11 protein-coding genes are annotated in these 12,701 nt (G+C 74.6%); 4 read left to right on the forward strand and 7 right to left on the reverse strand.

Annotation, left to right across the window (positions count from 1 at the left end; all coding sequences use genetic code 11):
* Window positions 1-238: 238 nt before the first annotated feature.
* Together QF032_RS29840 and QF032_RS29845 are read right to left on the reverse strand one after the other, a co-directional pair.
* Window positions 239-1,621: an FAD-dependent oxidoreductase gene (locus QF032_RS29840; protein ID WP_307046730.1), complete on the reverse strand. Its 1,383-nt coding sequence runs from the start codon at window positions 1,619-1,621 to the stop codon at window positions 239-241.
* Window positions 1,622-1,648: 27 nt separating this feature from the next.
* Window positions 1,649-2,737: a DUF4349 domain-containing protein gene (locus QF032_RS29845; RefSeq protein WP_307058173.1), complete on the reverse strand. Its 1,089-nt coding sequence runs from the start codon at window positions 2,735-2,737 to the stop codon at window positions 1,649-1,651.
* Window positions 2,738-2,909: 172 nt separating this feature from the next.
* Between QF032_RS29845 and hemG the strand changes: the two genes are divergently transcribed.
* On the forward strand, window positions 2,910-4,367 hold the full coding sequence (gene hemG / locus QF032_RS29850) for a protoporphyrinogen oxidase (protein ID WP_307058175.1): 1,458 nt from the start codon (window positions 2,910-2,912) through the stop codon (window positions 4,365-4,367).
* A 5-nt stretch (window positions 4,368-4,372) separates the two neighbouring features.
* Complete coding sequence (gene hemQ / locus QF032_RS29855; RefSeq protein ID WP_107446183.1) at window positions 4,373-5,104, forward strand: hydrogen peroxide-dependent heme synthase; 732 nt, start codon at window positions 4,373-4,375, stop codon at window positions 5,102-5,104.
* Window positions 5,105-5,207: 103 nt separating this feature from the next.
* Here hemQ and QF032_RS29860 read toward each other — a convergent pair whose 3' ends face one another.
* The 4 genes from QF032_RS29860 to QF032_RS29875 form a co-directional block, all read right to left on the reverse strand.
* On the reverse strand, window positions 5,208-6,794 hold the full coding sequence (locus QF032_RS29860; protein ID WP_307046735.1) for an alpha/beta hydrolase: 1,587 nt from the start codon (window positions 6,792-6,794) through the stop codon (window positions 5,208-5,210).
* 280 nt (window positions 6,795-7,074) lie between these two features.
* A complete protein-coding gene (locus tag QF032_RS29865; protein ID WP_307046737.1) occupies window positions 7,075-7,851 on the reverse strand; it encodes a DUF4142 domain-containing protein in 777 nt (258 codons plus the stop codon).
* Between the two features lie 323 nt (window positions 7,852-8,174).
* A complete protein-coding gene (locus QF032_RS29870) occupies window positions 8,175-9,563 on the reverse strand; it encodes a DUF692 domain-containing protein (protein ID WP_307058177.1) in 1,389 nt (462 codons plus the stop codon).
* A gap of 279 nt (window positions 9,564-9,842) precedes the next feature.
* A complete protein-coding gene (locus QF032_RS29875; protein WP_307046742.1) occupies window positions 9,843-10,544 on the reverse strand; it encodes a peptidyl-tRNA hydrolase in 702 nt (233 codons plus the stop codon).
* A 37-nt stretch (window positions 10,545-10,581) separates the two neighbouring features.
* Here QF032_RS29875 and QF032_RS29880 point away from each other — a divergent pair, with 37 nt between their 5' ends.
* Both QF032_RS29880 and QF032_RS29885 read left to right on the forward strand, forming a co-directional pair.
* The gene (locus QF032_RS29880) at window positions 10,582-11,445 is read left to right on the forward strand and encodes an ATP-binding cassette domain-containing protein (RefSeq protein ID WP_307058178.1); all 864 of its coding nucleotides are present in this window, start codon (window positions 10,582-10,584) and stop codon (window positions 11,443-11,445) included.
* Complete coding sequence (locus QF032_RS29885) at window positions 11,442-12,113, forward strand: ABC transporter (RefSeq protein WP_307046746.1); 672 nt, start codon at window positions 11,442-11,444, stop codon at window positions 12,111-12,113. Before QF032_RS29880 ends, QF032_RS29885 begins: the two co-directional genes overlap by 4 nt.
* A gap of 158 nt (window positions 12,114-12,271) precedes the next feature.
* On the opposite strand, the gene QF032_RS29890 is transcribed toward QF032_RS29885, so the two are convergent.
* Window positions 12,272-12,460: a hypothetical protein gene (locus QF032_RS29890; protein ID WP_306948599.1), complete on the reverse strand. Its 189-nt coding sequence runs from the start codon at window positions 12,458-12,460 to the stop codon at window positions 12,272-12,274.
* Window positions 12,461-12,701: the final 241 nt, after the last annotated feature.

Below are 12,701 nucleotides of genomic sequence, written 5' to 3' on the forward strand. Positions count from 1 at the left end.
AACCGTCCGCGAGGCGGCCGAGCGGCACGGATCGCGACGCGGCTGAGAGGAGAGTCCGCGACGCGGCGGAGTGGGGCGGTTCGCGATGCGACGGAGGGGAACCGCTCCGGGCGGGCCCGGGTGAGACCGCTTGAACGACGGTGTGCGACAGGGCACCGGCGGGGGTGGTCGCACGCGCCACGGGGCGCGTCCCGGGCGGCGCGGTCCGGTCCCGCGCCGCCGGGTCCCGACCCCCGCTCTACTCCCGTCCGCTGCCGTGCACCTTCGCCGTGGCCTTCCTGGCAGCCACCAGCACCGGGTCCCACACCGGGCTGAACGGCGGCGCGTAGCCCAGGTCGAGGGACGTCATCCGCTCCACCGTCATCCCGGCGGTCAGCGCCACCGCCGCGACGTCGACCCGTTTGCCCGCGCCCTCCCGACCGACGATCTGTACGCCCAGCAGACGGCCCGTCCTGCGCTCGGCGAGCATCTTGACCGTCATCGGGGAGGCGCCGGGGTAGTAACCGGCCCGGCTGGTCGACTCGACGGTGACCGTCTCGAAACGCAGGCCCGCCCTGTGCGCGTCCTTCTCACGCAGTCCGGTCCGGGCGATCTCCAGATCGCAGACTTTGCTGACGGCGGTGCCGACCACGCCCGGAAACGTGGCGTAACCGCCTGCGACATTGGCGCCGATGACCTGTCCGTGCTTGTTGGCGTGGGTGCCCAGGGCGATGTGCCGCTCCTGTCCCGAGACCAGGTCGAAAACCTCGACGCAGTCGCCGCCGGCCCAGATCTCCTCGTGGCCGCGCACCCGCATCGCCAGGTCGGTGAGCAGTCCGCCGTGCCCGCCCACGGGCAGCCCGGCGGCCTGCGCGAGCGCTGTCTCCGGCCGGACGCCGATGCCGAGGACCACCACGTCCGCCGGATACTCGGCGTCCGCGGTGCGCACCGCCCGGACACGGCCGTCCCGCGTCGTGCACACCTCGGTGACCTCGGCGTCGTTCACCATGGAGATGCCCATTCCCTCCATCGCCCGGTGCACCAGCCGGCCCATGTCCGGGTCGAGGGTCGACATCGGCTCGCTGCCCCGGTTGACGACGGTCACCTCGTAGCCGCGGTTGATGAGCGCCTCGGCCATCTCCACACCGATGTAGCCGGCCCCCACGACCACGGCCCGTCGTCCCCGCGCACGGGACAGTGTGTCGATCAGCGCCTGACCGTCGTCCAGGGTCTGCACCCCGTGCACGCCCGCCGCGTCCGCACCGGGCAGGTCCGGCCGGATCGGGCGCGCCCCGGTCGCGACGACGAGCTTGTCGTACGACGTCCAGGACTGCGCCCCGGAATCGACCGCACGCGCGCGTACCCGCCGTCCGGCCACGTCGATCTCGGTGACCTCGGTACGCAGCCGCAGATCGATCCCGCGCGCGCGGTGCTCCTCGGGGGTGCGGGCGACGAGATCGTCCCGCCCGGCGACGTCGCCGCCCACCCAGTAGGGGATGCCGCACGCCGAGTAGGACGTGAAGTGCCCGCGTTCGAAGGCCACGATCTCCAGCTCCTCGGGCCCCTTCAGACGGCGGGCCCGGGACGCCGCGGACATGCCCGCGGCGTCACCGCCGATCACGACCAGTCGCTCGATGCTCATACGAACACGCTACGGGGGAAGCGCAGTTCAGTCCCGCCCGGGCTCGCCCGCCGGGGCCTCGCCCCGCCCGGCCCCGGCCCCGGCCTCCCCGGCCCCCGGCTGTCCACCACCGGTCCGCGCGGCACCCACCTGGCCGGCCCCGGGCTGCGCGGCACCGGACTGCGCCGCCCCGGACTGTCCCGGGACGCCCAGCCGCGCCCGGCTCGCCTCCGCGGCCCGGCGGCGCGGCCGCACCAGCCGCAGCCACACCAGCAGGAGCAGCAGACCCGCCGCGAGGAACGGCAGCGTCGCGCCGAACGCCACGGCGAGCCAGCGCAGCACCGTCACGAACGCGCCCCAGCCGCCCGTGACCGCGTCCACGAAGCCCGGGTCGTCGTCCTCGACGGCCTCCACGACCGGCTTCTCCGCCAGGGTCAGGGTGACGGTCGCAAGGCTGGTGCGGTCCTTGAGGGAGGCCTGCTGCGCGAGCAGCGCCTCCAGGGCCGCCTCACGGTTGCTCAGCTCGCCCTCCAGGGTGACCACGTCGCTCAGCTTGACGGCCCGGTCCATCAGCTCACGGACCCGGGCGACGCTGACCCGCTGCGAGGCGATCCGGCTCTCGACGTCGACGACCTGGTCGGTCACGTCCTGGGCCTTCGCCGTGCGCTCCAGCAGCTTGCCCGCGCCCTGGAGTCCGGCGAGCACGTCGTCGTACTTCTCGACGGGGATCCGCAGCACCACACGGGTCCGCTCGGCGTCGTCCTCGTCCCGGACGGTCGTCTCGTCGCCGACATAGCCACCGGCGTTCTCGGTGGTCGTCCGCGCGTCGTCGAGAGCCTTGGAGACGTCCTTGACCTGCACGGTCAGGGTCGCGGTGCGGATGATGCGGTTCGCGGCGGGCCGGGGAGCCGCGGTGGCCTTCGAGCCGCTCGCGCCCGCCCCCTCCTTCGCGTCCGCGTCCGGCCGGGCGGCCGCGTCACCGGCGGCGGCCTTGTCGGACGCGGTGCTCCCGCCGTCGTCCGCGCCGCTGCCGCAGCCGGTGAGCACGAGGCCCGCGGCCAGCAGAAGGCCGGCCAGGGCGTGCGCGGGCCGTGCGGAACGGCGCGCGGGGCGTCCTGAGGATCGTCGTGTGCGCATACGGGTGTCCCCCCGGGGGTGTGAACGGCTGATGACTGACCACTGACGCTTCTTCGACGCCCGGGCGGCTCCGGACGTTGGCGGCGGCCGGTTCCGGAAAGGTCACGGTCGGGACGCGAGGAGGACACCGGGGGCCCGCGGCGGTGTCGGTGGGGTCTGAGAGAGTGGGGTCATGAGCGCAACGGGTACGGGCACCGGGCAGCACGTCGTCGTCGTGGGAGCCGGCATCGCCGGACTGGCCGCGGCCCACCGGCTGCTCGGCCGCGGGGCCCGGGTCACCGTGCTGGAGGCGTCGGACCGGGTCGGCGGCAAGCTGCTGCCCGGCGAGATCGCGGGTGTGCGCGTGGACTTCGGCGCCGAGTCGATGCTGGCCCGCCGGCCCGAGGCGGTCGCCCTCGCGCGCGAGGCGGGCCTCGCCGACCGCCTGAAGCCGCCGGCCACCGCCACCGCCTCGATCTGGACCCGCGGCACCCTGCGCCCCATGCCCAGGGGCCACGTCATGGGCGTCCCCGGCACGGGCGACGCCCTGTCCGGCGTCCTGTCCGAGGCGGGCGTCGCCCGGATCGAGCGCGATGCCGGCCTGCCCCGCACACCGCTCGGGGAGGACGTGGCGGTCGGTGAGTACGTGGCCGCCCGCCTGGGCCGTGAGGTCGTCGACCGCCTCGTCGAACCGCTGCTGGGCGGGGTGTACGCCGGGGACGCCTACCGGATCTCGATGCGCTCGGCCGTCCCGCAGCTCTTCGAGGCGGCGCGCACGCACACCTCCCTGACGGAGGCCGTCCGCGAGATCCAGGCCAAGGCCGCGGCGAATCAGCAGACCGGGCCGGTCTTCATGGGCATCGAGGGCGGCGTGGGTTCCCTGCCGCTCGCGGTCGCCGCGTCCGTCCAGGCGCGCGGCGCAGAGATCCACACGCGCGTACCGGTGAGCGGGCTGCGCCGCGACGCCGCGGGCGGATGGCGCGTCACCGCCGGGGAGCGGGTGCTGCACGCCGACGCCGTGATCGTCGCCGTCCCCGCACCGGCCGCCGCCGGGCTGCTGGCCGCCGAGGCCCCCGGCGCCGCGGCCGAGCTGCGCACGGTGGAGTACGCCTCCATGGCGCTGATCACGCTGGCCTACCGGCGCGCCGGGACCGCCCTGCCCGAAGGCAGCGGCTTCCTCGTTCCGCCCGTCGACGGACACACCATCAAGGCGTCCACGTTCGCCACCCAGAAGTGGGGCTGGATCGCCGACGAGGACCCGGGCACGGTCGTGCTGCGCACCTCGGTGGGCCGGTACGGCGAGACGGAGATCCTCGGCCGCGACGACGCCGACCTGGTCGCCGTGTCCCGCCACGACCTGCGCGAGGCCACCGGCCTGGCCGCCGCACCCGTCGAAACCCGCGTCACCCGCTGGACGGACGGCCTGCCCCAGTACCCGGTCGGCCACCACGCGCGCGTGGCCCGCATCCGCGAGCACGTCGCGAAACTTCCCGGCCTCGCGGTGTGCGGCGCACAGTACGACGGCGTGGGCATCCCGGCCTGCATCGCGAGCGCGTACGCGGCGGCCGACCAGCTCGGCGGCGACCTCGGCGCGGTACGGGACCTCGCGGCCGCCCCGGTGCAGAGTCTGCACGGCGGAGCGGGAGAATGAGGACCATGAGTGACGACGCCTCCACCACCGAGCCCGGCAGGATCCCGAACAAGGGCAAGCTGGCCAAGGACCTCAACGAGGTCATCCGTTACACCCTGTGGTCCGTCTTCAGGCTGAAGGACGCGCTGCCCGAGGACCGCGCGGGCCTCGCCGACGAGGTGCAGGAGCTGTTCGACCAGCTCGCCGCCAAGGACGTGACGATCCGCGGCACGTACGACCTGTCCGGTCTGCGCGCCGACGCCGACCTCATGATCTGGTGGCACGCCGAGACCGCCGACCAGCTCCAGGAGGCGTACAACCTCTTCCGCCGTACGAAGCTGGGCCGCGCCCTCGAGCCGGTCTGGTCGAACATGGCGCTGCACCGCCCGGCCGAGTTCAACCGCTCGCACATCCCGGCGTTCCTCGCCGACGAGACGGCCCGCGACTACGTGAGCGTCTACCCCTTCGTGCGCTCCTACGACTGGTACCTGCTGCCCGACGAGGACCGCCGCCGCATGCTCGCCGACCACGGCAAGATGGCCCGCGGCTACCCGGACGTCCGCGCCAACACGGTCGCCTCGTTCTCGCTCGGCGACTACGAGTGGATCCTGGCCTTCGAGGCGGACGAACTGCACCGCATCGTCGACCTCATGCGCCATCTGCGTGCCTCGGAGGCCCGTATGCACGTCCGCGAGGAGGTCCCGTTCTACACGGGCCGCCGCAAGTCCGTGGCGGATCTGGTCGCCGGGCTGGCCTGACGCTCCCGGGGGGCGCGGGAGCGTACAGACATGCGGCGGGGCCGCGTGGGAGCGACCAGCCCCACGCGGCCCCGTCATACGGCCCCGCAGTCGTCCGGCGGTCTTACCGCGACGCGAGCGGTTTCGGCTCCGCGTGCGCCGCGCAGGCGGAGCGCCGGGCCGGGAGCCGTCCCTCCAGCAGATACGCCTCGAAATGCCCGTTGACGCAGCGGTTGGGGCCGCCCGCGATGCCGTGGGTGCCGGCGTCCCGCTCCGTCACCAGCACCGACCCCGACAGACGGCGGTGCATCTCCAGCGCCCCGTCATAGGGCGCGGCGGCATCCCGCTCGGCGGCCAGGATCAGCGTGGGGGGCAGCTCGCCCGGCCCGGTCCGCACGTCGAGCGGCCGCTGCCGGGGCGCCGGCCAGTACGCGCAGGGCAGATTCGCCCACACGTTGTCCCAGGTCTCGAACGGCGCGACACGCGCGAGGCGCGTGTTGTCGCGGTCCCACACCTTCCAGTCCGTCGGCCACGGCGCGTCGTTGCACTCCACGGCCGTGTACACGGCGTTCGCGTTCTCCGCCTCCGCGGCGGCCCCCTGCACCGGACCGGCCTGCGCGATCAGCTGCTTCGGATCGCCCTTCAGGTACTCCGACAGCGCCTGCGCGCGAGCGGGCCAGTAGTCGTCGTAGTACCCGGCCTGCAGGAACGCGCCCTGGAGCTGGCCCGGCCCGACCTTCCCGCCGGCCGGTTCCGCGGCGAGCCGGGCCCGCGCCCGCTCGTAGCTGACCAGCACCTCCTCCGCGGTGTCGCCGAGTCCGTACACGTCGTCGTGCGCGGCGATCCACTCGCGGAAGTCCGTCCAGCGGCTCTCGAACGCCATCGACTGGTCGAGGTTGTTGCGGTACCAGATCTGCGCCGGGTCCGGGTTCACGGCCGCGTCGAACACCATGCGCCGCACGTGGGAGGGGAACAGCGTCGCGTACACCGCCCCGAAGTACGTTCCGTACGACGCGCCCATGAACGTCAGCCGTTCCTCGCCCAGCGCGGCCCGCAGCACGTCCAGGTCGCGGGCGTTGTTGAGCGAGTTGTAGTGCCGCAGCGCGCCGCCCGCCCGCTTCGCGCAGCCCCGCGCGTACGCCTTGGCCTGCGCGATGCGCTCCCGCTTGTACGGCTCCGAGGGATGCGCCGGCGCGGGGGAGGGGCCCTTGAAGAAGCGCTTGGGGTCCTGGCAGGACAGGGGCGCCGAACGGCCGACACCGCGCGGGTCGTAGCCGACGAGGTCGTAGGCCGCCCCGATGCGCTTCCACTCCGGCAGGAGCCCGATCAGCGGGAAGTACAGCCCCGAGCCGCCGGGGCCGCCCGGGTTGAAGACCAGGGCGCCCTGCCGGGGCACCCGGTGCTTGCTGTTGTGCGGGTCCCGGTGGGTGGCCTGCACCCGGCTGATGGTCAGCTTGATCTGCTTGCCGTCCGGACGGGCGTAGTCCAGCGGTACGGCGACCGTGCCGCACTGCATGGCGGCGGGCAGTTCCTCCGCCTCGGCGCAGGCCCCGAAGGCGACGCCCCTCTCCGCGGCCCGCGCGGCGGCGAGCGCCACACCGGACGCCGGGGAACGCCCGGCGGCCGCGCCCGGGACGCCACCCGCCGGGACGGCGGAGAGGGCGGTCAGCAGCAGGGCTCCTGCGGCCGAGTGGAGGGCGGCGGCTCTCATCGGGGGTCCCTTCGATGCACGGCGGCGACAGAAGGGATGTTTGGTGCGGTAGTGGGGGGAAGGCAAGCACCGGTGACGGGTGTCGTCGCCGATGCCCCCTGTGCGCCCCCGGCTGGTGCAGCGCGCCCCCCACCTGGCGGGCACCCGCGCGTGGAGTCGGGTACCGGGGGCCGGCACGAGGCCCGGCCGCGTCGAGCCGGGGGTGGCAGATGACGTTCCGTGACCGGGGTGCGGCGCGCGCGGGGTGCGGGCCAGGGCGAAGGGAGGGGCGTCGGCGGGCTCAGCCTGCGGGCGGCGGACTGGCCGCGGCCGGCGGGAGCGGGTACGTGGGGTTCGGCGACACGGTGAGCGGCACGACCGGCCCGGGGTCGGTGGTCGGGCCCGGCGGGGCGGGTGAGCGGCCGAGGGGCGGCGTGACGTCGGCGGCCATGTCCCGGGCGAGGGCGTCGAAGTCGACGTACCCGGTGGCCTCCAGGACCTTGATGTGGTCCAGCACGGTGGTGTTGGCGTCGTCGGCGAGTGCCCGGACCAGGGAGTTGCGGGTGCTCGCCCGTACCTGGGCGACGACGGAGAACACCCGGCCGTGCGCGAGGCGCAGGATGTTGGCGAACTCCCAGTCGAACTGCCGGCCTTGGGCCGAGGTCAGCACGCTCAGCCAGCCCTGTTGCTGGTCGTTGGGTTCGTTCGGCAGCGAGAGGCCCAGCTGGGAGGCGACTTGGCGGACCCGCTCGTCCAGGAAGGCGTGTCCCTCGACGAGGTGCCGGCCCGCCGTGCGCACCGCCTCGGTGGTGCCCTTCGTCTCCGCCTGGCGGCCGGCGGGCAGCTCCCACAGCCCCGCCAGCCGGACCTTGGTGACGAACTCCCGGTCCAGCGCGGACAGCGGCCCGTACTGCGTCGACACCGTCTCCGCGTTGAGCACGTTCACGCCGGTGTCCACCCGGTCGGCGTACGACCAGATCGGGAAGACCAGCGCTGCGAGGGTGGCGGCCAGGCACGTGATGATGAGTCCGGTACCGCTGAAGATGCCTCTGCCCTGGACCGGGGGTCGCGGTCGCATGGCGCCTCCTGCTCGCGGCACTGCACGCAAGTGCGCTTCGGTAGCGGAACTGGATGTTCTGGAATGCTACTGCGCCGGTTGTGTGCATTTCCGCTTGCCGGTGAACAGTTGGATCCCGGGCATACCAGGTGAAACCGAAGGTGTGAGGGGGTGGTGAAAGTGGGGGAAACGGGTGGTAAACGGTTGATGAGTGTGGCGCGCGGCGGGCGGTGTTAACCCCGGCACACTCCGGGGTGCCCGCCCGGGCGGTGACGGCGCGGGCGACGCGGGCGCCTTCAGAGGTCCCTGCGGTCTTGGCGGTCCTGGCGGTTTTGGACGTCGTGTCATCGGCGGATCAGCGACCGCCCCGCCCGTCCGAGTCCGAGCCCGAGCCGCGAGCTCCGGCGTGGGGCGGGACCCGAGCGGTCCAGCCACCAGCGGTGCAGCTCACGGCGTGCCCCTCCCGCCCCGGGACGGCCATCCCGCAGGAGCTGTGCGGCGAAGTCGAGGGCGTCCTGCCGGTAACCGGCGTGCATGGGGTTGCCCTGGGCATAGGCGACGAAAGCTGCTCGGTAACCGCTTCCCAGGATCAGCGGCAGCTCCGGCGCCACCTTCGCCACCACGTCGGCCCGCTTCGCCGCCAACGCCCGCGCCTGGACGCCGAGTCGCACCCGGTCGAAACCCTCCGGAACCGGTGTCCCGGCGACCAGCGCGGACAGCAGGGCCGTCTGGGCGAGGCCGAGACGCTGACGGGTCGCCTCGCCGGGAGGAGTCCGCTCCGGCGTCCGGCCGGCGGCGCCCGCGGCAGCACCGTCCGCGACGGAAACGTCTGCGCAAGCGGTTGTGGACGCAGCCGCAACAGCGACTTCGACGTCCGCGTCGCTGGGCACGGTCGTTCCGCGGAGGGCCGAGCCGAGCTCCACGGCCTCCCTGATCGCGCCCAACTCCCGCTCCAGTTCGGCCGGTTCGGGGAAGTTGTCGTCCCGCTCCAACAGCACTCCCGGCGGCGACACCCGGGACGCGAGGTCGGTCAGGACGTCGAGGACCGGGCGGGGCACCGGGTGGGCGTGGCTGTCGTGCCAGACGCCGTCCCGCTCGAAGCCGCCCGCGACATGGACGTAGGCGAGGGCCTCCAACGGCAGCTCGGCGAGCGCTTTGGCGGGGTCCTCACCCCGGTTGACGTGGTTGGTGTGCAGGTTGGCCACGTCGACGAGCAGGCGCACACCGGTGCGGTCGGCGAGCTCGTACAGAAACTGCCCCTCGGTCATCTCCTCGCCGGGCCACGCCACGAGCGCGGCGATGTTCTCGACGGCCAGCGGGACGGGCAGCGCCGCCTGCGCGATGCGCACGTTCTCGCACAGCACGTCGAGCGCGTCCCGGGTGCGCGGCACGGGCAGCAGATGGCCGGCCTCCAGCCGCGCGGACGCCGTCAGCGGGCCGCCCGCGCGGACGAACGCGATGTGCTCGGTGACCAGCGGCGAGCCGAGGGCCTCGGCCCGTTCGGCGAGCGCGGTCAGCCGGCCCGCGTCGGGGCGCTCCGCGTCGCCGAGCCCGAGCGAGACGCCGTGCGGGATCACGGTGACCCCGCGCTCGCGCAGCCGCAGCAGCGATGCGGGCAGGTGGCCGGGACACACGTTCTCGGCGACGGCCTCGACCCAGTCGATGCCCCGCATACGCTCCACGGCGTCCGCGATCTCCGGCCGCCAGCCGATCCCCGTTCCCAGTCGCACCATGGTCCCCCGCCTCCTTCGTCCCCCTGCCCGGTGACGGTGGTATGACCCCGCGGTCCGCGCCCGAACCGCACCCCGCCCCGCTTCAGAGCAACATTTGAGGTTCGGCACGGCAGGACGGGCAGCACGGGCGGGACGGGAGGGGCCGGGCCGGCCCCGAGGAGACCGCCGAGCGCCGCACCGCAAGGGGGCCATCAGAGGGCCGATAGGGAATGCGGGGGCACGACGGGACGGGGCCGAGACGCGGCCCGGGGAGCGCGGGGGCGCGCGTGCCGCGGGGGATCAGCGGGCGCGCAGGTCCGGATGGTCCGCGACGACCGTGCAGCTGCCCGGCGCGATCTCGGTGAACCCCGCGTCCCGCACCAGCGGCAGTCCGCTCGCCGTCAGCTCACGCCAGCGCTGGGGCGGTGCGGTCCGCACGGCGAGCGGAAAGCCCGCCTCGCGCCACACGGCCCGCTGCGCGTCCGACAGTTCCCACCAGGCGAGCTGCGCGCCGTGCCCGGCCTGCGCCATCGCCTTCCCCGCCGTCATGTCCACCTCGGGGCTCATCCAGAGCACGACCGTCCCCGGCTCCACGGCGCCGGGCGGTTCCGGGTCGTCGAGATCGGTCCCGGAGACCTGGAGCTTCGCCAGTTCCTTCGGCCAGCCGTCCAGCGGCACGGGCGGGAACACCCGTACCTCCGCCGACTTCCCGGTGACGGTGATGCCCGGCAGCTCCGCCGCCCGCCGCCACTCCGCCCCCCGGGCCCGCCGCACCACCTTGCGGATCCGGGCGTCCTGCCAGTCCCGCATGACCTGCGCCCACTCTCCGTCCTCGACGGACCGCTCGTCGCCGAGCATCACGAGCACGGCGCGGGCGGCGGTCTCCAGGGCGTCGACGCGCGCGGGGGGAGCGGACTTCTCCACCCGCACGACGAGGGGCAGCACGAACTGCGGTGCCCGGTCACGGGGGTTCGGCTCGGTCTGGAACGGGCTCTCACTCACCCGCGCAGGCTACTGGACCCGCGAGAGGATGCTCCTCATGGAACTCGATCTACGCCTCGAGGATGTGGGCCGCCGCTACGGCTTACACGGCCCCTGGGTGCTGCGTCACGTGACCCTGCGCCCGGCGCCCGGCACGCTCACCCGCGTCGCGGGCGCCAACGGGACCGGAAAGTCCACCCTGCTGCGCCTGCTGGCCCGCGTCGACGCCCCCACCGAGGGCAGGGTCACCGGCCGACCCCGCACCGCCTACGTCCCCGAACGCTTCCCCGCCGCCCTCCCGTTCACCGCCGCCGGCTACCTCACGCACCTCGGCGCCGTGCACGGTCTGTCCCGCCCGGCCGCCGAGCGCGCCGCGGACCACTGGCTGGACCGCTTCGGCGCCGCCGCGCACGCCGGCACCCCGATGAACCGTCTGTCGAAGGGCACCAGCCAGAAGGTCGCCGTGGCGCAGGCGCTCCTCGCCGAGCCCGACCTGCTGATCCTGGACGAGGCGTGGACCGGCCTGGACGCGGACGCCCGGGCCGAACTCGAGCGGGCCGTCGCCGAGCGGACGGCGGCCGGCGCGGCCGTCGTCTTCGTCGACCACGACCCCCGCCGACTCGCCGACGCCACCGACGTCGTACTCACCGTCCGGGACGGCGGTCTGCACGCGCGCGTGGACGCCGACGCCCGCCCGGACTCCGCGCCCACCGGCCCGCACACGACGGTCGAGGTGCACGGTCCGGCCGCGGCCCTGCCGCTGGAAGCGCTCCGGCTGGCCACCTCCGCCGAGCAGACGGCCGGGCGCCGCCACCGGCTCACCGTCCCCGCCTCGCACTCCGACGTCCTGCTCCGCGCCCTGCTGAGCGCCGACCCGCCGTGGCACGTGGTGAGCGTCCGTCAAGAAGAGAGCCGCCCGTGACCGCCCTGCTGCGCTACCAGAGCGCCCTGCTCGTCCGCTCGCAGCGCTGGCTGCCGCCGTTCCTGCTGTACGCCGTCTTCCTCGGCGTCGGCGTGCAGGGCGGTCAGCCCCTGCTGGACTCGCTCGGCTACACGGCCGCGTTCCTGCTGCCCGTGGCCGCCTGGCTGGTGCGGATCTGCGTCTCCAACGAGCCGCCGGCCGCCCGCACCGTCGTCGCAGCGGCGGTCGGGCCCGCGCGGGCCCATCTGGCCTGTGTGCTGGTCGCGCTGTCCGCGGCTGCGGCGTTCGGCGTGGCGGCGACCGCGCTCGTCACCTTCGTCAGCGACCCGGTCGGCAGTGATCACCAGCGGCGCGTCCCGGTCCTCGATGCGGTCGGCGCGGGCCTGCTCGCCGTCCTGACCTGCGCGCTGCTCGGCGCGGCCGTCGGCGCGCTCACCGCCTGGCCGGTACTGCGCTCGCCGGGCCGGGCGGTTCCCGCGCTGCTGCTGGCGGCCCTGCTGGCGCTGGTGGTGAGCGGGTCCCCGGCGCACGCGGCCGTCAGCGGCCTGGTCGGCGGCTCCCGGACGGCCACCGTCCACCTGCCGCTGTGGCCGACGGCTGCGGCGGCCCTGCTGGGCGCGGCCGCGATCGCCGCCGCCTGCGCGCTGACGTCCCGCCGGTCGCCCTGACCCGGTCTCGGCACGGCCGGGCGGCCTACCGCACGGAGGCACGGCCGGGCGGCCTACCGCACGGAGGCACGGCCGGGCGGCCTACCGCACGGAGGCACGGCCGGGCGGCCTACCGCACGGAGGCGCGGGCCGGCGGATGCCCGGCGACCGGGAGGGCGTCATCCCGAGCAAGCGGTCCGCTGGGCCTCCTGCCATTCGCACACCGGGCACAGCGTGATGCCCTTGTACGACTCCGGGTACTCCGTCGGCTTGCGGCACTGCACACACTCCGCGTACGGCGGTCCCTCGGCCCTGGGCGGCCGAGCGGCGTCGATCAGGCAGTAGTCGCGCTCGCTGTCGTCGCTCATGACCCCAGCGTACGAAACCCCTGCCGGCCGCCGAAGCGGAGCCACAGGCCGCCGGACGAGCCCACTGCCCGCGCGGTGTGGTGGTGGGCGGTGCGCAGCGCGCGGTGCGCGGGCGGCGGGGGTGCGCCCGCTGAATCGGTGGGCCGTGGGCGGTGACCCGCGTGTGCTCCCGCGTCCGGGCCGGCGGCGCGGGAGCATCCGGCCCGTGGAGCGGCGGCGGGGGGCGAGGGAACGACGGGGA

Source organism: Streptomyces achromogenes (genome assembly GCF_030816715.1).
Classification (GTDB): Bacteria; Actinomycetota; Actinomycetes; order Streptomycetales; family Streptomycetaceae; genus Streptomyces; species Streptomyces achromogenes_A.